Source organism: Pseudomonas sp. TE3895, from assembly GCF_056278855.1.
The window spans coordinates 5,823,055-5,843,309 of sequence record NZ_JBWBQE010000001.1; the positions used below are offsets into that span (position 1 = coordinate 5,823,055).

Here is a 20,255-nt window from a genome sequence, read left to right on the forward strand (position 1 = left end):
AGAGACTGCCAACCCTGCTTTAATGTCCTATCACTTCCACATGAATGGACGACGATGTCTTCACGTAAATTCGGCCTGAACCTGGTAGTGGTGCTGGCCATCGCCGCACTGTTCACCGGGTTCTGGGCACTGATCAACCGCCCGGTCTCCGCCCCCGCCTGGCCAGAACAGATCTCTGGCTTTTCGTATTCGCCGTTCCGCCTGGGCGAAAGCCCACAGAAGGGTCAGTACCCCACTGACGACGAAATGCGCCAGGACCTGGAGCAACTGAGCAAACTGACCGACAGCATCCGTATCTATACCGTGGAAGGCACCCAGGCCGACGTCCCGCGCCTGGCCGAGGAGTTCGGCCTGCGGGTGACGCTGGGGATATGGATCAGCCCGGACCTGGAGCGCAACGAGCGCGAAATCGCCACGGCCATCCAGCTGGCCAACACGTCGCGCAGCGTGGTGCGGGTGGTGGTCGGCAACGAAGCGCTGTTCCGTGAAGAGGTCACACCGGAAAACCTGATCAAATATCTGGACCGGGTACGCGCAGCCGTGAAGGTGCCCGTGACCACCAGTGAACAATGGCACATCTGGAAGGAACATCCTGAGCTGGCCAGGCACGTCGACCTGATTGCCGCGCACATCCTGCCCTACTGGGAGTTCGTGCCGATGAAGGATTCGGTCGAGTTCGTCCTCGACCGCGCCCGTGAACTGAAGCACCAGTTCCCGCGCAAACCCCTGCTGCTGTCGGAAGTCGGCTGGCCGAGCAACGGCCGCATGCGCGGTGGTGCCGATGCCACACAGGCCGACCAGGCCATCTACTTGCGCACCCTGGTCAATACCCTCAACCGCCGTGGCTACAACTACTTTGTCATTGAAGCCTATGACCAACCCTGGAAGGCCAGCGACGAAGGGTCGGTAGGCGCCTACTGGGGCGTCTACAACGCCGAGCGCCAGCAGAAGTTCAACTTCGACGGCCCCGTGGTGGCGATCCCGCAGTGGCGGGCCCTGGCAGTGGCGTCGGTGGTGCTGGCAATGATCGCCCTGATGGTGCTGTTCATCGATGGCTCGGCCCTGCGCCAGCGTGGCCGTACCTTCCTGACGTTCATCACCTTCCTGTGCGGGTCGGTACTGGTGTGGATCGCCTATGACTACAGCCAGCAATACAGCACCTGGTTCAGCCTGACCGTGGGCGTGCTGCTGGCCCTCGGCGCGCTGGGCGTGTTCATCGTGTTGCTCACCGAGGCCCACGAACTGGCCGAGGCGGTCTGGATACACAAGCGCCGCCGCGAATTCCTGCCCGTGCAGGCCGACAGTGCCTACCGGCCCAAGGTGTCGGTGCATGTGCCGTGCTACAACGAACCACCTGAGATGGTAAAACAGACCCTGGACGCCTTGGCCGCCCTGGACTACCCCGACTACGAAGTGCTGGTGATCGACAACAACACCAAGGACCCGGCCGTTTGGGAGCCACTCAAGGCCCACTGCGAGAAGCTTGGCGAGCGCTTCAAGTTCTTCCACGTCGCGCCGCTGGCCGGCTTCAAGGGCGGTGCGTTGAACTACCTGATCCCGCACACGGCAAAGGACGCCGAAGTGATCGCGGTTATCGACTCGGACTACTGCGTGGACCGCAACTGGCTCAAGCACATGGTGCCCCACTTCGCCGACCCGAAAATTGCCGTGGTGCAGTCACCGCAGGATTACCGCGACCAGCACGAAAGCGCCTTCAAGAAGCTGTGCTACAGCGAATACAAGGGTTTCTTCCACATCGGTATGGTTACCCGCAACGACCGTGACGCAATCATCCAGCACGGCACCATGACCATGACCCGGCGCAGTGTGCTGGAAGAACTGGGCTGGGCCGAGTGGTGCATCTGCGAGGACGCCGAACTGGGCCTGCGTGTGTTCGAGAAAGGCCTGTCCGCCGCCTACGCCCACAACAGCTACGGCAAGGGCCTGATGCCCGACACCTTCATCGACTTCAAGAAGCAACGCTTCCGCTGGGCCTACGGCGCCATCCAGATCATCAAGCACCACGCCGGCGCGCTGCTGCGCGGCAAAGGCAGCCAGCTGACCCGTGGCCAGCGCTACCACTTCCTGGCCGGCTGGCTACCGTGGATCGCCGATGGCATGAACATCTTCTTCACCATCGGCGCGCTGCTGTGGTCGGCGGCGATGATCATCGTGCCGCATCGGGTCGATCCGCCCCTGATGATCTTCGCCATCCCGCCGCTGGCGCTGTTCTTCTTCAAGGTCGGCAAGATCATCTTCCTGTACCGCCGAGCGGTGGGGGTGAACCTCAAGGATGCCTTCGCAGCTGCGCTGGCCGGGCTGGCGCTGTCGCACACCATCGCCAAGGCGGTACTGTATGGTTTCTTCACCAGCAGCATGCCGTTCTTCCGCACGCCGAAGAACGCTGACAGCCATGGGTTGCTGGTGGCGATTTCCGAAGCCCGTGAAGAGCTGTTCATCATGTTGCTGCTGTGGGGCGCGGCGCTGGGCATCTACCTGGTTCAGGGGCTGCCGAGCTCGGACATGCGCTTCTGGGTGGCGATGTTGCTGGTGCAGTCGTTGCCTTATGTAGCAGCGCTGGTGATGGCGTTCCTGTCGTCGCTGCCCAAGCCCGCAGAAAAGGCTGCCGAAGCGCAGCAGGCTTGAAGTTGCCTGGGCTGACCTGTGCAGCCCATTCGCGGGCATGCCCGCGAATGGGCCGTGCTGCCCGAAACCATTTGATATAAGATAACGCCCCTCAGATTTCCCCGCCTTGCCTTGCCCCGGAGTCCCCCATGACGGCCCCTGCCGAGCTCTCGCCTACCCTTCAACTGGCCTGCGACCTGATCCGTCGCCCCTCGGTCACCCCCGTCGACGCCGATTGCCAGGCGCAGATGATGAACCGTCTGGGCGCCGTCGGTTTCCAGCTGGAGCCGATGCGCATTGAAGACGTCGACAACTTCTGGGCCACCCACGGCAGCCAGGACGGCCCGGTACTGTGTTTTGCCGGCCACACCGACGTGGTGCCTACCGGCCCGGTCCAGCAATGGCAGCATGAACCCTTCGAGGCACTGATCGACGCCGACGGCATGCTCTGTGGCCGTGGCGCCGCCGACATGAAGGGCAGCCTGGCGTCCATGGTCATCGCCAGCGAGCGCTTCGTGCAGGACTACCCGAACCACCGCGGCAAGGTCGCGTTTCTGATCACCAGCGACGAGGAAGGCCCGGCTCACCACGGCACCAAGGCGGTGGTCGAGCGCCTGAAAGCGCGCAACGAGCGCCTGGACTGGTGCATCGTCGGCGAACCGTCCAGCACCACCTTGCTGGGTGACGTGGTCAAGAACGGTCGCCGTGGTTCGCTGGGCGCCAAGCTGACCATACGCGGCAAACAGGGCCATGTGGCCTACCCGCATCTGGCGCGCAACCCGATCCACCTGGCCGCCCCGGCCCTGGCGGAACTGGCTGCCGAGCATTGGGACGAAGGCAATGCGTTCTTCCCACCCACCAGCTTCCAGATCTCCAACCTCAATTCCGGCACCGGCGCCACCAACGTGGTCCCGGGCGAGCTGACCGCGCTGTTCAACTTCCGCTTTTCCACCGAGTCCACCGTTGAAGGCTTGCAGGCGCGGGTGTCGGCGATTCTCGACAAGCATGAACTGGACTGGTCGGTCGACTGGGCATTGTCTGGCCTGCCGTTCCTGACCGAACCAGGCGAGCTGCTCGACGCCGTGGCGGCCAGCATCAAGGGCGTCACCGGCCGCGATACCCAGCCCTCCACCAGCGGCGGCACCTCCGATGGTCGCTTCATCGCAACCATGGGTACCCAGGTGGTCGAACTCGGCCCGGTCAACGCCACCATCCACCAGGTTGACGAGCGGATCCTGGCCAGCGACCTCGATCTGCTGACCGAAATCTACTACCAGACCCTGGTTCGGTTGCTCGCCTGATGCTTGCCTGCCCGCTTTGCCAGGCGCCGCTGAGCCGGCTCGACAATGGTGTGGTGTGCCCAGCCGGCCACCGCTTCGACCGCGCCCGCCAGGGTTACCTGAACCTGCTGCCGGTGCAGCACAAGAACAGCCGCGACCCCGGTGACAACCAGGCCATGGTCGAGGCACGCCGCGACTTTCTCGACGCTGGCCATTACGCGCCAGTCGCCCGCCGCCTGGCCGAGCTGGCCGCCGAGCGCCAGCCTGGCACCTGGCTGGACATCGGCTGCGGCGAGGGTTACTACACCGCACAGATCGCCCAGGCCTTGCCGGCCGCCGACGGCTATGCGCTGGACATCTCTCGCGAAGCGGTCAAGCGCGCCTGCCGCCGAGCACCGGCGGTCACCTGGATGGTCGCCAGCATGGCCCGCGTGCCGCTGACCGACGCCAGTTGCCAGTTCATCGCCAGCGTTTTCAGCCCGCTGGACTGGGCCGAGGCCAAGCGTTTGCTCAGCCCCGGCGGCGGCCTGATGCGGGTCGGCCCGACCAGCGGCCACCTGATGGAACTGCGTGAAGTGCTCTACGATGAAGTACGCCCTTACGCCGACGACAAGCACCTGGCCCTGGTCCCTGAAGGCATGGCCCATGCACACAGCGAAACCCTCGAGTTCCGCCTGAGCCTGGCCGCGCCCAAGGCCCGCGCCGATCTGCTGGCCATGACCCCACACGGCTGGCGCGCCAGCGCCGAAAAACGTGCCCGGGTGATCGACCAGCCCGAGCCGTTCGAGGTCACGGTTTCCATGCGTTATGACTATTTCGTGCGCCAAGACTGAGCACACCCGGAGCCCTTATGCGTCAACCTGATATCGAGATCTACCTGAAGGACGCCGACGTCGACCACAAGCAGATTGCCGAGTGGCTCGCCCAGGCAATCGGCCCGTGCACCGAGTGGAAGCAGAAAGGCCAAACCTTCAAATGCCAGGCCGGTAACATTCCGGTCACTTGGTTACCCAAGGCTGTAGGGAAATGGAACAGCCTGTACCTGGAAAGCGACCAGACGCCGTGGGCCGACGACGTTGCCTGCGCCCGCGCCGCATTTGCCGCGCTGGGTGTGGAAGTGCGCTGCGCGCCGGGTGGCTGGGTCGAGGAAGACGGGGAAGAAGATGCCGACCGCTGGGTCCGCATCAGCGCCGACGGTGAAGAGGAAATCACCTGGCGTACATCATGAAACGGCAGGCTTGCTCGTTTCTGTAGCAGCGGGCTTACCCGCGAACACGGGCCACGCCCGTGGCAGCCACCGTGGTGGCTGCTTCGCGGGCAACCCCGCTCCTACGGCTTGAAACCAGAGGCTCAGAGGCCCACTACGTCTTCGGCTTGCAGGCCTTTCTGGCCCTGCACGCAGGCGTACTCCACCCGCTGCCCTTCGACCAGGGTACGATGCCCCTCACCGCGGATCGCCCGATAGTGGACGAACACATCCGCACCACCTTCGCGCTGAATGAAGCCATAACCCTTGGCATCGTTGAACCACTTTACATTCCCAGTCTCACGAGACGACATCTGAACTACTCCGGATTTTTATTGTGAAGATCGCCTTGCAGGCATGAGGTCACCTGCCCCGTGCCAACGCCGCTTGCCGAAATATCCTGCAAGTGGCAGGCCGAGTATATGACACAGAACAAAAAAAATTGATGACGGCGCCGCCGTTGGCCGAATTTTGCTGAACTTACGCCGATACGGCAGACTAAATAGCAGAATACCCACCTGAACATCACACCCAGGGCACACACCCCATGACCCGTTCCCCCCTGCACCGCCTGATCTTCGGCGGCCTGCGTCGCCTGTTGTACCTGTGGGTGCGCTCCGAGACCATCAACCAGTCTTCCATGACCCTCAACCTCGACCGCAGCCGGCCGGTGTTCTATGCGTTGCCCTCGCCCGCGCTCACCGACCTGGCCGTGCTCGACCACGAGTGCACCAAGGCGGGGCTGCCGCGCCCGGTGCTGCCGGTAGCCGTGGGCCCACTGCAGGAACCCGCCGCGTTCTTCTACCTGACCCCCGACCCGGACTGGCTCGGCCGCCAGGACAAAAGCGGCGCCCCGCCCACGCTCGAGCGCCTGGTGGCTGCCGTCAGCCAGCATGCCGAAGAAGATGCGCAGATCATTCCTGTCAGCGTGTTCTGGGGCCAGACCCCGGCCAGCGAGTCCAGCCCCTGGAAGCTGCTGTTCGCCGACAGCTGGGCGGTAACCGGGCGCCTGCGCCGGCTGCTGACCGTACTGATCCTGGGGCGCAAGACTCGGGTACAGTTCTCCGCGCCAATCCACCTGCGCGAACTGGTGCAGCACAACAAAGGCCACGAGCGCACCGTGCGCATGGCCCAGCGCCTGATGCGCGTGCACTTTCGCAACCTCAAGACTGCCGTCATCGGCCCGGATATCTCGCACCGACGCACCCTGGTCAAAGGCCTGGTCCATGCCCCGCAAGTGCGCCAGGCGATTGCCGACGAAGCGCAGCGCGAGAACCTTCCGCTGGCCAAAGCCGAGGCCCAGGCACTGCGCTATGGCAACGAGATAGCCTCGGACTACACCTATACCGCCATCCGCTTCCTCGAAGTGGTGCTCAGCTGGTTCTGGAACAAGATCTACGACGGCATCAAGGTCAACCACATCGAACAGGTGCAGGGCATCGCCCCTGGCCATGAAGTGATCTACGTGCCGTGCCACCGCAGCCACATCGACTACCTGCTGCTGTCGTACCTGCTGTTCCGCAACGGCCTCACCCCGCCGCACGTGGCTGCAGGCATCAACCTCAACATGCCGGTGGTGGGCAACCTGCTACGCCGTGGTGGCGCCTTCTTCATGCGCCGCACGTTCAAGGGCAACCCGCTTTACACGGCAGTGTTCAACGAGTACCTGCACACCCTGTACACCAAGGGCTTCCCGGTCGAGTACTTCGTCGAAGGCGGTCGCTCGCGCACCGGGCGCATGTTGCAGCCGCGTACCGGGATGCTGGCCATTACCCTGCGCAGCTTCCTGCGTTCGTCGCGTACGCCAATCGTGTTCGTGCCGGTGTACATCGGCTACGAGCGCGTGCTCGAAGGCCGTACCTACCTGGGCGAACTGCGCGGCGCCAGCAAGAAGAAGGAGTCGGTGTTGGACATCTTCAAGGTGTTCGGCGCACTTAAGCAGCGCTTTGGCCAGGTCTACGTCAACTTCGGCGAACCCATCCGCCTGGCTGGCTTCCTCGACCAGCAGCAGCCCGGCTGGCGTGAACAGGATCACGGTCCGCAGTACCGACCGGACTGGCTCAACGCTACCACCGCTCGCCTGGGAGAAACCGTGGCCCGCCACCTCAACGAGGCGGCCGCCATCAACCCGGTCAACCTGGTGGCCCTGGCACTGCTGTCCACCAGCCGCCTTGCCCTGGACGAGCGCGCCCTGACCCGCGTTCTCGACCTGTACCTGGCGCTGCTGCGCCAAGTGCCCTACTCGCCGCACACCACCCTGCCCGAGGGCGACGGCCAGGCACTGATCGAACATGTGCGCAGCATGAACCTGGTGGCCGAGCAGAAGGACGCCCTGGGCCGCATCCTATACCTGGATGAAGGCAACGCGGTGCTGATGACCTACTACCGCAACAACGTGCTGCACATCTTCGCCCTGCCGGCGCTGCTGGCCAGCTTCTTCCTCAGCAGTTCCCGCATGAGCCGCCAACTGCTGGGCCAGTATGTGCATGCGCTTTATCCCTATCTGCAGGCCGAACTGTTCCTGCGCTGGACGCCAGAACAGCTGGACGAGGTCATCGACCAATGGCTGGTCGCGCTGGTGGAACAGGGCCTGCTGCGCCAGGACAACGACCTGTACGTGCGCCCGGCGCCCAGCTCGCGGCAGTTCGTGTTGCTGACCCTGCTGGCCCGCACCATCACCCAGACCCTGCAGCGCTTCTACATGGCAACCTCGCTGCTGATCAACAGCGGGCAGAACAGCCTGAGCGCCGAAGCGCTGGAAGACCTGTGCGTGATGATGGCCCAGCGCCTGTCGATCCTGCATGGCCTGAACGCACCGGAGTTCTTCGACAAGACGCTGTTCCGCCACTTCATCCAGACCCTGCTTCAGCAAGGCGTGCTGCACGCCGACGCGCAAGGCAAGCTGGGTTATCACGACAAGCTCGGCGAGCTGGCCGAGGGCGTGGCCAAGCGAGTACTGTCGGCCGAGCTGCGCCTGTCGATCCGCCAGGTGGCCCTGCACCGTGACGACGGGTTGGAAACTTCGACCCTCTAACGGTTCATCGGTCGGCAAAATCCGCTAAAGTCCGTGGGGTTGGCCACAAGCCAGCTCCAAGGACACCGGAGATTCCATGAAAAAGCTCTTTATGCTGTGTTGCGCATCCCTGCTTGCAGCCTGCTCCAGCCAAACCCCACCCAACCAGGCCAGCCTGGACGGTGAAGTCTTCTACCTGCAGCGCATTGCCCTGCCGCCTGCCGCCACCCTGAGCGTGGAACTGCAGGATGTGTCGCTGATGGACGCCCCTGCCGTGACCCTGGCGCGCCAGGCCGGCCCGGTCAAAGGCAACGTGCCGCTGCCGTTCCATCTCACCTATGACCCCGCGCAGGTCAAGCCTGGCCACCGCTATGCGGTGAGCGCGCGCATCGAGCTGAATGGCAAGTTGCTGTTCATCAATACCGAACACCACGGTGTCGCGCTTGATGGCAGTGACCCGCAATCGGTACGCATCAAGGTAGATCAGGTTCGCTGATACCCGTACTCATCCGTTTACAAGGAAAGCTTCATGATCCGCACTTCCCTGCGCTTCACCACCCTGTGCGCCGGCCTGCTGCTGTCGGCCAGTGCCCTGGCCCTGTCGCTGGGCGACCTCAGCCAGAAAGACGCCACCGGCGGCCTGAAAGATGCCCTGACCCAAGGTGCGCAGCTGGCCGTCAAGCAACTGAGCACCCCAGGCGGCTTCAGCAACAACCCGGACGTGCGCATCGAGCTGCCAGGCAACCTGGGCAAAGCCGCCAAGGCGATGAAAATGTTCGGCAAGGGTGAACAGGTCGAAGCCCTGGAAACCAGCATGAACAAAGCCGCCGAGGCAGCCGTGCCGCAGGCCCAGGCGATTCTGGTGGATGCCGTCAAGAACATGAGCGTGACCGATGCCAAGGGCATTCTCAGCGGCGGTGACGACTCGGCCACCCAGTACCTGAACAAGAGCAGCCGCGAGCAGATCCGCGCCAAGTTCCTGCCAATCGTCAAGCAGGCCACCGACAAGGTTGGCGTGGCCCAGCAGTACAATGCCTTCGCCGCCCAGGCCAAAGGCCTGGGGCTGGTCAAGGATGACGCCAATATCGAGAACTACGTGACCGAGAAGGCGCTGGATGGCCTGTTCGAGATGATCGGCAAACAGGAGCAGAGCATTCGCCAGAACCCGGCAGCTGCGGCTACCAGCCTGGCCAAGAAGGTCTTCGGCGCGCTGTAGGAGCGGGTTCACCCGCGAAAGGGCCGGGCCTGCTGGCCAATTTTCACCAGCCGTTCACCGTTGCTGCCGCTACCGTATTCGCGGGTAAACCCGCTCCTACAATGATCGAAAAGCCTGCGCGGTCCTCTGTAGGAGCGGGTTCACCCGCGAAAGGGCCGGGCCTGCTGGCCAATTTTCACCAGCCGCTCACCGTTGCTGCCGCCACCGTATTCGCGGGTAAACCCGCTCCTACACAGATCGGTGGTGGACACGCATCGGAGGTTGGACACAGGCCTTCGTAGGAGCGGGTTCACCCGCGAAGGGAGGGCCAAGCCCTCCCCCTGCGGTCTTCAGCCCTTCTTCACCCTGAACCAAGCCGCATACAACGCCGGCAGGAACAGCAGTGTAAGCACCGTGGCCACGATCAACCCGCCCATGATCGCCACCGCCATCGGTCCATAGAACACACTACGCGACAACGGGATCATGGCCAGCACCGCCGCCAGCGCGGTCAGCACGATCGGCCGGAAGCGCCGCACCGTAGCCTCGATGATCGCCTGCCAGCGCTCCATCCCCGCTGCGATGTCCTGCTCGATCTGGTCCACCAGGATCACCGAGTTGCGCATGATCATCCCCGCCAGGGCAATGGTGCCGAGCATGGCGACAAAGCCGAACGGCTGGCGGAACACCAGCAGGAACAGGGTCACACCGATCAGCCCCAGCGGCGCGGTGAGGAACACCATCACCGTGCGCGAGAAACTGCGCAGCTGGATCATCAGCAAGCTCAGGACTACCACGATGAACAGTGGCATACCGGCATTCACCGATTTCTGCCCCCGTTCGGAGTCCTCCACCGTGCCGCCCACCTCCAGCAGGTAGCCATCGGGCAGCTTGGCGCGGATTTCCTGCAGGGTCGGCAAAATCTGCTTCACCAGCGTCGCCGGCTGCTCCTGGTCGTAGATATCGGCACGCACGGTCACCGTCGGCAAGCGGTTGCGGTGCCAGATAATGCCTTCTTCAAAGCCGTATTCCAGGGTTGCCACCTGCGACAACGCCACGCTCTGGCCATTGTCGGTGGGCAACGCCAGGCTACCCAGGTTGGCCAGCTCGCTGCGCTCCTGGAGGGTGCCGCGCAGCAGGATCTCGATCAGTTCGTTGTCCTCGCGGTACTGGCTGACCGTGGTGCCGATCAGCGAGCTTTGCAGGAAGCTCGCCAGGTGCGAAGTGCTCACGCCCAGCGCACGGGCGCGGTCCTGGTCGATTTCGAGGAACACCGCCTTGCTGGGTTCTTCCCAGTCCAGGTGCACGTTCACCACATGCGGGTTCTCGCGCACCTTGTCCGCCACTTCACGGGCCAGTGCACGGGCCTTCTCGATATGCTCGCCAGTGACCCGGAACTGCACCGGGTAGCCCACGGGTGGGCCGTTTTCCAGGCGCGTGACCCGGGCGCGCAGGTCGGGGAACTGCTGGTCCACAGTGCTGATCAGCCAACTGCGCAGGCGTTCGCGGTCTTCCATCGACTTGGCCAGCACCACGAACTGGGCAAAGCTGGCTGCCGGCAGTTGCTGGTCCAGCGGCAGGTAGAAGCGCGGCGAGCCGGTGCCCACATAGGCCACGTAGTTGTCGATACCGTCCTGCTGCTTGAGCAGCGCCTCCAGCTGCTTGACCCGCTCGGCGGTATTGGCCAGCGAGGCGCCTTCGGCCAGCTTCAGGTCAACCATCAGCTCCGGGCGCCCGGAAGCCGGGAAGAACTGCTGGGGCACGAAGCGGAACAGCAGGAGGCTGCCGACAAAAGCGGCAACGGTCAGCAGGATTACCGTCTTGCGCCGCCGTACGCACCACTCCACCAGCCGTCGCACGCGCTGGTAGAACGGGGTGGCGTATGGGTCTGGAGCATGGCCGTCCTTGCCATGACGCGCCGCATGCAGCTTGGCCAGGTCGGGTAGCAGGCGCTCGCCCAGGTAAGGCACGAACACCACAGCCGCCACCCAAGAGGTCAGCAAAGCGATGGTTACCACCTGGAAGATCGACCGGGTGTATTCGCCCGTGCTGGAGGCCGCGGTGGCAATTGGCAGAAAGCCTGCTGCCGTGATCAGCGTCCCGGTGAGCATCGGGAAGGCCGTACTCGTCCAGGCATAGCTGGCTGCCTTGAGGCGGTCATAGCCCTGCTCCATCTTGATCGCCATCATCTCCACGGCAATGATCGCGTCGTCCACCAGCAAGCCCAGGGCCAGCACCAGCGCGCCAAGGGAAATCTTGTGCAGGCCGATGCCGAAGTAATGCATGGCGGCAAAGGTCATGGCCAACACCAGCGGAATGGCCAGCGCCACCACCAGGCCAGTGCGCAGGCCCAGCGAGAAGAAGCTCACCAGCAGCACAATGACCAACGCCTCGACCAGCACCTGCACGAACTCGCCCACGCCGGCCTTCACCGCCGCCGGTTGATCCGAAACCTTGCGCAGCGCCATGCCGGCAGGCAGGTTATGCGCCAGGCGCTCGAACTCGCCTTCCAGGGCCTTGCCCAGTACCAGGATGTCGCCACCGTCTTTCATCGACACCGCCAGGCCAATGGCATCCTCGCCCATGAAGCGCATGCGCGGTGCAGGTGGGTCGTTGAAGCCACGGTGCACCTCGGCGACATCACCAATCCGGAAGGTGCGATCACCCACGCGAATGGGGAACTGGCGGATCTGCTCGACACTGTCGAAACGCCCGCTCACGCGCAGTTGCAAGCGCTCGCTGGGCGTCTCGAAGAAACCGGCGGTGCTCACCGCGTTCTGCTCTTGCAACGCCTTCTGCACGGCTTCCAGCGGCACGCCGAGGGTGGCCAGCTTGAGGTTGGACAGCTCGATCCAGACTTTCTCGTCCTGCAGGCCGATCAGCTCGACTTTGCCCACATCCTTGACCCGCTGCAGCTGGATCTGGATACGGTCGGCGTAGTCCTTGAGCACCGCATAGTCAAAGCCTTCGCCAGTCAGCGCATAGATGTTGCCGAAGGTGGTGCCGAACTCGTCGTTGAAGAACGGGCCCTGGACCTCCGGCGGCAAGGTGTGGCGAATGTCCGCAACCTTCTTGCGGATCTGGTACCACAACGCGGGGATGTCCTTGGAGTGCAGCGAGTCGCGGGCCATGAAAGTAACCTGCGATTCGCCGGGGCGAGAGAACGAGACGATTCTCTCGTACTCACCGGTTTCCATCAGCTTCTTCTCGATGCGCTCGGTTACCTGCCGCGCCACTTCTTCAGCGCTGGCGCCTGGCCACAGGGTGCGGATGACCATGGCCTTGAAGGTGAATGGCGGGTCCTCGCTCTGGCCAAGTTTGGTGTACGACATGGCGCCAATGGCGGCCAGCAGGATCATCAGGAATAGGACGATCTGGCGGTTGCGCAGCGCCCAGGCAGAAAGGTTGAAACCCATCGGGACTTACTCCTTGGCCGTCAGGTTCACTACACGGTTGCTGCGGTCCACGGGGCGTACCTCCTGGCCCTCGCGCAGTACATGGCCACCAGCGGCAACCACCCAGTCACCCGGGTCCAGGCCTTCGAGCACCGGCACGCTGTCGCTGCCATAAGCCCCCAGGCGCACGGTCGCCCGCTCCAGGCGGCTTTCCTTGTTCACCCGCCAGACATAGGCCTGACCGTTTTCCGCAGTCACTGCCGACAGCGGTACCGCCAGCGGGATCAGCCCGTCCTTGGCGATGAACACCCGGGCGCTCTGGCCCAGCTCAGCCGGTACGGCGGCCGTGGTAAAGGCGATGCGCGCCGCGAACGTGCGCGAGCGCGGGTCGGCGGCCGGTGACAGCTCGCGAATGCGCCCCTGGAAACGCGCCTGCGGGTGCGACCACAGCTCCACGCTCACCGGTTGGCCCACAGCGAAGCGGGCAAACTGCTGCTCCGGCAGGCCGATGGCCACTTCTCGCTCGCCATCGGCGGCAAGGGTGAACACGGTCTGCCCGGCGGCGACCACTTGGCCCACTTCAACCTGGCGCTTGGCGATCACCCCGGCCTGCGGCGCACGCAATACGGCATATTCGGCCTGGTTGCCCGCCACATCGAACTCGGCCTTGGCCTGCTTCAGACGGGCAAGGCCGGCGCGGTAGAGGTTTTCGGCATTGTCGTACTGGGAGTGGCTGACCATCTGCCGCTCCAGCAGCTTCTGGTAGCGGTCGCGTTCGGCGCGCACCAATGCCAGGTTGGCCTCGGCAGCCGCCAGCTGGGCGCGGTTGGCTTCAAGTTGCAGGCGCACGTCCTGCGGGTCCAGCTCGGCCAGCGGCTGGTCGGCCTTGACCCGCTGCCCCTCCTCCACCAGACGCTTGCTGACCTTGCCGCCAATGCGGAAGGCCAGCTCCGGCTCGAAGCGCGCGCGCACTTCGCCGGGGTAACTGTCGGCAGCGGCTTCGGCAGGCTGCGGCTGCACCACCAGCGCCGGGCGAGGCGCGGCGGGTGGGGCGGCTTCCTGACCACACGCCGCCAGAAGCAGGGCAGCGGCGGCGGGCAGAGCGATGGACAAGGCATGGCGCAACATGATGAATCCTTTCGCGGAGTGCACATTTAATATTTGTACTGGCTGGTATATTAAATCAGCGCAACGATGCCGGGAAGGGCATGCGCTGGTTTTTCGACGACCTGGCTGGAGCCCTCTGGCGCCGGTGAGATCAAGCGGCGGCTGAACGCCCACCCTGTCGATCAACTGAACGCTGGCAGGCCGCAGGTAAATGTGAGCTAGTTTTAGCCGTATCGCAGCTGACCCGTTAAGATGGGGATTCTTAAACCAGATGCAGACCAAAATGCTCAACGACGCACCCATCGGCCCAGGCCGGCCAAAGGACCTGGCCAAGCGCGAGGCGATCCTCGAAGCGGCCAAGGCCCTGTTCCTCAGCCTTGGCTACGCCAACACCAGCATGGATGCGGTCGCTGCGGCGGCAGGTGTTTCAAAGCTCACCGTGTACAGCCACTTCACCGACAAGCAGACCCTGTTCTGCTCGGCGGTCATGGCCACCTGCCAGATCCAGTTGCCTGACCTGTTGTTCGAGTATCCCGAGGGGGTACCGGTGGAAGAAGTGCTGCTGACCATTGCCCGCAACTTCCAGGCGCTTATCAGCAGTGACGAAGCGATCAAGCTCAGCCGCCTGATCATGGCCCAGGGCAGCCTGGACCCGAGTTTTGGCGAGTACTTCTACGAGGCCGGGCCCAAGCGCGTGCTCGCAGGCATGGAAGCGCTACTGCGGGGAGCACATGAGCGCGGGCTGCTGCGCATCGACAACCCCTTGAGGGCGGCGGAGCATTTCTTCTGCCTGGTCAAAGGGGCACCGGATTACCGGTTGCTGCTGGGTTGCGCGGGGCCGCTGGAGGGCGATGAAGCCGAGGCGCATGTGCGCGAGGTGGTGGGGGTGTTCTTGCGAGCGTTCCAGCCTTGAAGGGTTGAAGTTACATACCGGCCCTGAAGTTCTGCCTCTGCCTTTCGTGGGCCATCTACGGAAGGCAGAGACAACTACTTAGACCATTAATCCAACAATCTCTGAATAATGCTATGCAACTGTTCAATAATCATGGCGTCTGTCGATGTGCTCATCCCGTCTCGCGTCCTGGCGTTAACCTCTTCCAATTCCGCAAAAGCCCTTTGAATTGCAGACTTCTTGTTGAGTTGCTCCTGTGCCGCCCTTCGTTCCGCCAAAGTTTTTCTGGGCCCGGAAACCGGAGAGGCGCCCGGAATGGTAATCTGCGACTTAGCAGCAATATTGTCAGTCAACGAACTCTCGTTTTGTAGCCAGATCGCATTTTGCTCATCAATCTGGATTTGATTAAAACCCTTCATGAACTGATCATCCGCACCACCTGTCTGCTGAGCGTTCGGAAATAAGGTACTGGTTTGGGCAGCTTGAATTGTGGCGCTTTGAGTCTCTGGAGCGAAAGTCTTCGTTACCTTTGGTGGCTTCGGCTTCAGCCGGAATAGTCTTCTAAAGAACTTTCCGATCCCCCAAAAGTGTCCAGTCGGATCAGTGCGATTAGTGGGGTCTCCCGCGCAGTACGCGTACGCGTTGAAACCACCTGCACCGAATGGGCTCCAACTGTCCGGGCTGCAAAAGCGCATCATGACCGGGCTGAATTGCCTGTAACCATTCCCCAGATGGTAAAGCCCCGAACTCGCATCCAGCCGCTCGCCACTGAAGGCAAGCAACGACAGCAAGCCGCTACCCTGATTGTGATGCCCATAGGGCGAGTAAGCCTGTGATTCCAGGCGTTTCTTTTCATAAATGAGTAGGACCGAGCGCTGCTGGTCGGATGCCGTCAGCATGCTGGACAAGCCCGAGGACTGATGATCTTTCTGAGCCAGCACCAGGTCATTAGCCTGAAAGAAACGCCAGCGGGCATCGCCATTCAATTCAGCAACTATCTTGCCGTTACAGTAAAAAAACTGGCGGCCAGCTTGCCGGGCATAAGGAGCAGGCGACATCAACATTACCCTCCATCAGGATCAAATGTCCGTTAGGATCGCGCCCTTAGCCAACTAATGACTACTGGCAGAAATAACAGGTCATTGTGGGAGCGAGTTTCCCGCGCAGGAGGCGCCGCAGTGGATGGCACCGGCGTTGCCGGTGTTCGCGGCTAAAGCCGCTCCTACAATCGTGCTAGCCGGCCAGATAGGGGCAGGTCAGGCCTTCAAAGCCTTCTTCGGATAGATGTCATACCGGCTCGACTTGCCTTCCAGGCTATGGCTGGGCTTCGGCCCGTCGATGATCGGTGCCTTGCGTGGGCGCTTCACCACCACACGGTGGCTGGCCAGCGCCAGGGCGGCTTCGAGCAGCGCCGGGGCATCCAGGTCATCGCCCACCAAGGGCCGGAACACGCGCATTTCCTTTTTCACCAGGGCGCTCTTGTCGCGGTGCGGGAACATCGGGTCGAGGTAGATCACCTGCGGCGCCTCCCCTTCCCAGGCACGCATGCGCTCGATGGCGTTGCCGGTCAGCAGGCGCATTCGCCCGACAATCGGGCCCACCTCTTCATCCGCCCGCGCCCGCGCCAGGCCGTCCTCCAGCAGCGCGGCAATCAGCGGCTGGCGCTCGATCAGGGTCATCTGGCAGCCAAGGCTGGCCAGCACGAACGCGTCCTTGCCCAGCCCCGCCGTGGCATCCAGCACCTGCGGCCGGATACCTTGGGCAATGCCCACGGCCTTGGCGATCATCTGCCCGTTGCCACCGCCAAACTGGCGGCGATGCGCAGCCTGGCCTTCGACGAAGTCCACACGCACCGGCCCAGGCGCCTGCGGGCCCAGTTGCTGAATCTGCAAGCCGTCGACGCCCACCTGCACAGCGAAGGCGGCGGTATCGTCCTGCAGCGGCAGGCCCAGGCGTTCAGCCCACGCCCTGGCCTGTTGCGCATACTCAGCTGCCATCGCCTCGACCCTGATACCCGTGCCTTGCTCTTCCATCGTTCACACCCGAAAAATCAAACCAAGCCCTTAATGAATCGGCAGCCACGGCCGATACAGGCAATATCCCGCTATTCTGCCAGAGCACAGCGCGCACGACTGCCATGTCAGATACTCTTCCCATCGGCTTGACCTATTTGTCGCCTGTCGGCAACTACAGTCAGCACAACACCCAGGCACTCGGGGGCGTCAGCCACCTGTGGCAGGATTTCTTTGCCCGGGCGATGGCCGAGCAGCAGGAAGAGCCCGTAGACGGCGTCAGCCAGTCGTTCGTGCAGTACGACCAGGACAGCGGTGAACCCATCGGCGGCGCCCGTGCACTGGCCTTGATCGACGCCCAACGCGCCTGCCCGGTGCACGACACCATCGTGGCGCCGCCCGAACCGTTGTTTCTGCCCAAGGCCGAACTTGAAGCCAAGCTGCTGCCGCCCGCCCCCGAGCCGTTCAGCGCCATGGAACTGATCGAGCAACAGCGCCAGCTCGACATCAACAACAGCTGGCTGCGCCCGGTGGTGATGAGCCAGGGTCAGCCGATCGCCGAACCCGGCCCTGGCCCCACGCCACGGTCACTGTTCCTGCCCATCGCCGAGCTGGAACGCAACCTGCTGGACCCGGCCCCGGAACCGTTCGACGACCCCACACTGGCCAAGCAGCAGAATGACCTGGAGTTCGACATCCACTGGGCGCGCCCTGTGGTGCTGAACAACGTGCGCGCTCACGCCTGAGGCTAGCGGCACACCTGCCAGCGCCCCATGTCCAGGTGAAAGTGATTGTGGTGAGCCGCGTTGTAGTCCGGCCCCAGCACCGTGCTGAAGCTCTCGCAAGCCGCCCGCTGCACCCGACGCAGGAATTCGGCCTTCTGCCCACCCGCCTGCCAGTCACGCGCCAGCACGATCCGCTGGCCGTCCTGCAGGCGGAAACCGCTGATGTCCAAGGCATTGGCCGTGGCATGCTGGCTCAAACGGCCCTGCTTGCGGTGGTAGACGTTGCGGCAGGCAAAGCTGCCCAGGTGATCAACCTGCGTCACCGGTTGCCCAAACACTTCCTGCGCCGCCGGCTGCAAGCCATGGTTTTCGAACAGTGCATAGGCCACCGCCAACGGGCAACTGGCCAGAAAGCTGCTGCTCAGCCGCGCCTGGCCGCCCTCGATGCGCCATACGTTCTGCAGTGGGCAGCTGGCCGACGCAGGGCTGTCGGCTTGTGCCCGGTAACGCAGGTGGCTGGTTTCCAGCGCCTGCCGGCACAGCGCTGGGTCATCGCGCAGGCGCGACAGTTTGTAGGGGGTCAGCAGGTTGGGCGGCTGGCGTACGTCCAGCGGCGCCCAGGGGTTCCATGTGGCAGGCAGGCGCCAGCCGAAGTGCCAGGCCAGGCCAGCCACCGTCAGCAGGCCGGCCAGTAGCGCCAGCACTGCCCGCATCAGCGGCGGAACAGGTCGTTCAGTTGGGCAAACGGCATTGCCTGCTCACCGTAGCCGAACGTGCCCTCATCGCGAATTTCCTGCGCGGCCCGGTAGAAGGCCCCGAGTGCAGCACGGGCCAGCGACGAGCCAACGCTGACGCGGCGCACGCCCAGGTCCTGCAACTGGTTGACGCTCAGCGGCACGCCCGCCATGCCCATCAGCACATTCACAGGGCGCGGTGCGACTGCCTGCACCACGGCACGGACTTCCTCCACGGTGCGCAGCCCGGGGGCGTAGAGCACGTCGGCACCGGCCTCGGCATAGGCTTGCAGGCGCAGGATTGTGTCGTCGAGGTCCATGCGTCCGTGCAGCAGGTTTTCTGCCCGGGCGCACAAGGTGAACGGGAATGGCAGGCTTCGCGCAGCCTGCACAGCGGCGCGCACGCGCTCCACAGCCAGCCCGAAGTCATAGATGGGCGCATCACTGCGGCCACTGGCATCTTCGATGGAGCCGCCCACCAGGCCAATTTCGGCGGCACGCAGAATGGTCTGGGCACAGTCTTCGGGCAAGTCGCCAAAGCCGTTTTCCAGATCGGCGGCCACCGGCAGCGCAGTGGCATCGACGATCTCGCCGGCATTGTCCAGTGTATCGTCCAGGCTCAAGGCGCCTTCGGCGTCTGGCCGGCCCAGGCTGAAGGCCAGGCCTGCACTGGTGGTAGCCAGCGCCTCGAAACCCAGGCTGGCGAGCAACTTGGCGGAGCCGGCATCCCACGGGTTGGGGATGACGAACGCGCCGTCGCGCTCGTGTAACGCCTTGAAGGCCTCAGCTCGTAGGGTTTGCACATCCATGGTTCAACCTCCGGCAGTCAGGGAAAGGTCAGAGTAGCCCCAATTGTTCGACCTCAGGGGCGCGCGGCAATTCCGGCAAAGGTGCCAGGCCCGGCAGGCGTGCCATCAGGCGCTGATGGAAACGCTGGGCCAGCGCCGCAGCCAGGCGATTGTCCGAGGTGTGCAGGAAAATATAGGGATTGCGGCCTTCTTCGATCCAGGCGGCGACTTTTTCTACCCAGGGGCTAAGGAAGGTGTGATTGGCCTCAAGTTCCGGATGGCCGATGAAGCGAACCTGCGGGTGCTGGCTGAAGGCTGCCGGACGCGGTGGCACCTTGGGCTTCTTCGACTGCGCATGCAGCACGGCAGGGTCGCGCGAGGTACAACTGAACAACGCACGCGGATCGAGGCAGATACGCTCTACACCGCGTGCGTGCAGCAGGCGATTGAGCAGGCGTTCTTCCTCACCCTTGGCAAAAAAGGCCTGGTTGCGCACTTCCACAGCCACGGGTACGGCAATCTGATCGAGGAAGTGACAAAGCTCACCCAGCCGCGCCGGGCCGAACTGGGCCGGCAACTGCAGCCAGTAGGGTGATACGCGCTGGCCCAGCGGGGCCATCAGCCGAGTGAAGTCGAAGGCAGGCTCAAGCTGGTCTCGCAGGTCGCCTTCATGGCTGACATCCCGCGGAAACTTGGCAGTGAAGCGAAAGTGCTCGGGCATGACCTGCGCCCAGCGGGCAATGGTGCCGGGAGCGGGACGTGCGTAGAACGTGGTGTTGCCTTCGACGGCGTTGAATACCTGGCTGTAGAAGCCAAGCATTTGATTGCTGTTGGCGTCAGCGGGGTACAGGTAGTCGCGCCAGGCGTTTTCGCTCCACGACGGGCAACCGAGAAAATAAGGCAGTGGTGAGGGATTCATCCATCAAATGTACAGGTCGAGCCCCAGTACTTCCATGTCCCAGTCAGTAAAGCCTGCAGTGCTCAGGTAGCTGGCCAGTGCGGTGGCGGTGCGGCGGTCACGGGCGCGAGGGAAAACCATGTCCTGCTGGCGGGCTGGCAGGCCACCACCAGGGCGGCGGGCGGTGGCTTCCTGCGGGGCGGCTTCTGCCTCCTCGATCACCTCGGCATCGTCGATGGCCTCGTCACGCACCGCTGCTTTGCGCGAGATGCGCTTGAGCGGGTAGGACTGCGATGAGAAACCGTCGATACGCATGGCATGAGCACTCAGGACCAATGATGGCAA

General features: G+C 63.5%; 18 protein-coding genes. 9 read left to right on the forward strand and 9 right to left on the reverse strand.

Annotated features, from left to right (window positions below; translation table 11 throughout):
• Positions 1–54: 54 nt before the first annotated feature.
• From ACZ889_RS26345 to ACZ889_RS26360, 4 genes are all read left to right on the forward strand, one after another.
• Entirely contained in the window at positions 55–2,646 is a 2,592-nt protein-coding gene (locus ACZ889_RS26345) for a glycosyltransferase (RefSeq protein ID WP_180689359.1), read from the forward strand.
• A gap of 128 nt (positions 2,647–2,774) precedes the next feature.
• Positions 2,775–3,926: a succinyl-diaminopimelate desuccinylase gene (dapE, locus tag ACZ889_RS26350; protein WP_004574734.1), complete on the forward strand. Its 1,152-nt coding sequence runs from the start codon at positions 2,775–2,777 to the stop codon at positions 3,924–3,926.
• A complete protein-coding gene (locus tag ACZ889_RS26355; RefSeq protein ID WP_014754288.1) occupies positions 3,926–4,738 on the forward strand; it encodes a putative RNA methyltransferase in 813 nt (270 codons plus the stop codon). Before dapE ends, ACZ889_RS26355 begins: the two co-directional genes overlap by 1 nt.
• A 17-nt stretch (positions 4,739–4,755) precedes the next feature.
• Positions 4,756–5,133: a hypothetical protein gene (locus ACZ889_RS26360; RefSeq protein WP_003252257.1), complete on the forward strand. Its 378-nt coding sequence runs from the start codon at positions 4,756–4,758 to the stop codon at positions 5,131–5,133.
• A 122-nt stretch (positions 5,134–5,255) separates the two neighbouring features.
• On the opposite strand, the gene ACZ889_RS26365 is transcribed toward ACZ889_RS26360, so the two are convergent.
• Positions 5,256–5,465: a cold-shock protein gene (locus tag ACZ889_RS26365; RefSeq protein WP_003252255.1), complete on the reverse strand. Its 210-nt coding sequence runs from the start codon at positions 5,463–5,465 to the stop codon at positions 5,256–5,258.
• A gap of 233 nt (positions 5,466–5,698) precedes the next feature.
• Here ACZ889_RS26365 and plsB point away from each other — a divergent pair, with 233 nt between their 5' ends.
• The 3 genes from plsB to ACZ889_RS26380 all read left to right on the forward strand — a co-directional run bounded on the left by plsB (position 5,699) and on the right by ACZ889_RS26380 (position 9,380).
• Positions 5,699–8,185 carry a glycerol-3-phosphate 1-O-acyltransferase PlsB gene (plsB, locus tag ACZ889_RS26370; RefSeq protein ID WP_180689358.1) on the forward strand — a complete coding sequence of 829 codons (2,487 nt, stop codon included), beginning with the start codon at positions 5,699–5,701 and terminating at the stop codon, positions 8,183–8,185.
• A 76-nt stretch (positions 8,186–8,261) separates the two neighbouring features.
• The gene (locus ACZ889_RS26375; RefSeq protein ID WP_003252249.1) at positions 8,262–8,660 is read left to right on the forward strand and encodes a YbaY family lipoprotein; all 399 of its coding nucleotides are present in this window, start codon (positions 8,262–8,264) and stop codon (positions 8,658–8,660) included.
• 33 nt (positions 8,661–8,693) lie between these two features.
• Entirely contained in the window at positions 8,694–9,380 is a 687-nt protein-coding gene (locus ACZ889_RS26380) for a DUF4197 domain-containing protein (RefSeq protein WP_003252248.1), read from the forward strand.
• Between the two features lie 329 nt (positions 9,381–9,709).
• Here ACZ889_RS26380 and ACZ889_RS26385 read toward each other — a convergent pair whose 3' ends face one another.
• Complete coding sequence (locus ACZ889_RS26385) at positions 9,710–12,775, reverse strand: efflux RND transporter permease subunit (RefSeq protein ID WP_180689357.1); 3,066 nt, start codon at positions 12,773–12,775, stop codon at positions 9,710–9,712.
• A 6-nt stretch (positions 12,776–12,781) separates the two neighbouring features.
• A complete protein-coding gene (locus tag ACZ889_RS26390; protein WP_010952607.1) occupies positions 12,782–13,882 on the reverse strand; it encodes an efflux RND transporter periplasmic adaptor subunit in 1,101 nt (366 codons plus the stop codon).
• A gap of 250 nt (positions 13,883–14,132) precedes the next feature.
• Between ACZ889_RS26390 and ACZ889_RS26395 the strand changes: the two genes are divergently transcribed.
• On the forward strand, positions 14,133–14,774 hold the full coding sequence (locus ACZ889_RS26395) for a TetR/AcrR family transcriptional regulator (RefSeq protein ID WP_476257966.1): 642 nt from the start codon (positions 14,133–14,135) through the stop codon (positions 14,772–14,774).
• Between the two features lie 86 nt (positions 14,775–14,860).
• Here ACZ889_RS26395 and ACZ889_RS26400 read toward each other — a convergent pair whose 3' ends face one another.
• Together ACZ889_RS26400 and ACZ889_RS26405 are read right to left on the reverse strand one after the other, a co-directional pair.
• A complete protein-coding gene (locus ACZ889_RS26400) occupies positions 14,861–15,817 on the reverse strand; it encodes an RHS repeat-associated core domain-containing protein (RefSeq protein ID WP_180689355.1) in 957 nt (318 codons plus the stop codon).
• Positions 15,818–16,009: 192 nt separating this feature from the next.
• Positions 16,010–16,786 carry a class I SAM-dependent methyltransferase gene (locus ACZ889_RS26405; RefSeq protein ID WP_180689354.1) on the reverse strand — a complete coding sequence of 259 codons (777 nt, stop codon included), beginning with the start codon at positions 16,784–16,786 and terminating at the stop codon, positions 16,010–16,012.
• 104 nt (positions 16,787–16,890) lie between these two features.
• Between ACZ889_RS26405 and ACZ889_RS26410 the strand changes: the two genes are divergently transcribed.
• Positions 16,891–17,511, forward strand: coding sequence for an energy transducer TonB (locus ACZ889_RS26410; protein WP_103469414.1), 621 nt, complete (start codon positions 16,891–16,893; stop codon positions 17,509–17,511).
• A 2-nt stretch (positions 17,512–17,513) separates the two neighbouring features.
• Here the strand turns inward: ACZ889_RS26410 and ACZ889_RS26415 are convergent, their stop codons facing one another.
• Genes ACZ889_RS26415 through ACZ889_RS26430 form a run of 4 tightly spaced genes read right to left on the reverse strand, consistent with a single transcriptional unit; the run spans position 17,514 to position 20,225 of the window.
• Complete coding sequence (locus tag ACZ889_RS26415) at positions 17,514–18,203, reverse strand: extensin-like domain-containing protein (protein ID WP_180689353.1); 690 nt, start codon at positions 18,201–18,203, stop codon at positions 17,514–17,516.
• Positions 18,203–19,033 (reverse strand): isocitrate lyase/PEP mutase family protein, encoded by an 831-nt coding sequence (locus ACZ889_RS26420; protein WP_014592159.1) that lies wholly within the window; start codon positions 19,031–19,033, stop codon positions 18,203–18,205. Before ACZ889_RS26420 ends, ACZ889_RS26415 begins: the two co-directional genes overlap by 1 nt.
• A gap of 28 nt (positions 19,034–19,061) precedes the next feature.
• Complete coding sequence (locus ACZ889_RS26425; RefSeq protein WP_476257967.1) at positions 19,062–19,931, reverse strand: DUF72 domain-containing protein; 870 nt, start codon at positions 19,929–19,931, stop codon at positions 19,062–19,064.
• A 3-nt stretch (positions 19,932–19,934) separates the two neighbouring features.
• A complete protein-coding gene (locus tag ACZ889_RS26430; RefSeq protein WP_012053565.1) occupies positions 19,935–20,225 on the reverse strand; it encodes a hypothetical protein in 291 nt (96 codons plus the stop codon).
• Between the last annotated feature and the right edge of the window lie 30 nt (positions 20,226–20,255).

What these genes read in the sequence shown, in the direction of transcription:
- ACZ889_RS26345 (WP_180689359.1), top strand. Translation starts at nt 55, where the DNA reads ATGTCTTCACGTAAATTCGGCCTGAACCTGGTAGTGGTGCTGGCCATC.
- dapE (WP_004574734.1), top strand. Translation starts at nt 2,775, where the DNA reads ATGACGGCCCCTGCCGAGCTCTCGCCTACCCTTCAACTGGCCTGCGAC.
- ACZ889_RS26355 (WP_014754288.1), top strand. Translation starts at nt 3,926, where the DNA reads ATGCTTGCCTGCCCGCTTTGCCAGGCGCCGCTGAGCCGGCTCGACAAT.
- ACZ889_RS26360 (WP_003252257.1), top strand. Translation starts at nt 4,756, where the DNA reads ATGCGTCAACCTGATATCGAGATCTACCTGAAGGACGCCGACGTCGAC.
- ACZ889_RS26365 (WP_003252255.1), bottom strand. Translation starts at nt 5,465, where the DNA reads ATGTCGTCTCGTGAGACTGGGAATGTAAAGTGGTTCAACGATGCCAAG.
- plsB (WP_180689358.1), top strand. Translation starts at nt 5,699, where the DNA reads ATGACCCGTTCCCCCCTGCACCGCCTGATCTTCGGCGGCCTGCGTCGC.
- ACZ889_RS26375 (WP_003252249.1), top strand. Translation starts at nt 8,262, where the DNA reads ATGAAAAAGCTCTTTATGCTGTGTTGCGCATCCCTGCTTGCAGCCTGC.
- ACZ889_RS26380 (WP_003252248.1), top strand. Translation starts at nt 8,694, where the DNA reads ATGATCCGCACTTCCCTGCGCTTCACCACCCTGTGCGCCGGCCTGCTG.
- ACZ889_RS26385 (WP_180689357.1), bottom strand. Translation starts at nt 12,775, where the DNA reads ATGGGTTTCAACCTTTCTGCCTGGGCGCTGCGCAACCGCCAGATCGTC.
- ACZ889_RS26390 (WP_010952607.1), bottom strand. Translation starts at nt 13,882, where the DNA reads ATGTTGCGCCATGCCTTGTCCATCGCTCTGCCCGCCGCCGCTGCCCTG.
- ACZ889_RS26395 (WP_476257966.1), top strand. Translation starts at nt 14,133, where the DNA reads ATGCAGACCAAAATGCTCAACGACGCACCCATCGGCCCAGGCCGGCCA.
- ACZ889_RS26400 (WP_180689355.1), bottom strand. Translation starts at nt 15,817, where the DNA reads ATGTTGATGTCGCCTGCTCCTTATGCCCGGCAAGCTGGCCGCCAGTTT.
- ACZ889_RS26405 (WP_180689354.1), bottom strand. Translation starts at nt 16,786, where the DNA reads ATGGAAGAGCAAGGCACGGGTATCAGGGTCGAGGCGATGGCAGCTGAG.
- ACZ889_RS26410 (WP_103469414.1), top strand. Translation starts at nt 16,891, where the DNA reads ATGTCAGATACTCTTCCCATCGGCTTGACCTATTTGTCGCCTGTCGGC.
- ACZ889_RS26415 (WP_180689353.1), bottom strand. Translation starts at nt 18,203, where the DNA reads ATGCGGGCAGTGCTGGCGCTACTGGCCGGCCTGCTGACGGTGGCTGGC.
- ACZ889_RS26420 (WP_014592159.1), bottom strand. Translation starts at nt 19,033, where the DNA reads ATGGATGTGCAAACCCTACGAGCTGAGGCCTTCAAGGCGTTACACGAG.
- ACZ889_RS26425 (WP_476257967.1), bottom strand. Translation starts at nt 19,931, where the DNA reads ATGAATCCCTCACCACTGCCTTATTTTCTCGGTTGCCCGTCGTGGAGC.
- ACZ889_RS26430 (WP_012053565.1), bottom strand. Translation starts at nt 20,225, where the DNA reads ATGCGTATCGACGGTTTCTCATCGCAGTCCTACCCGCTCAAGCGCATC.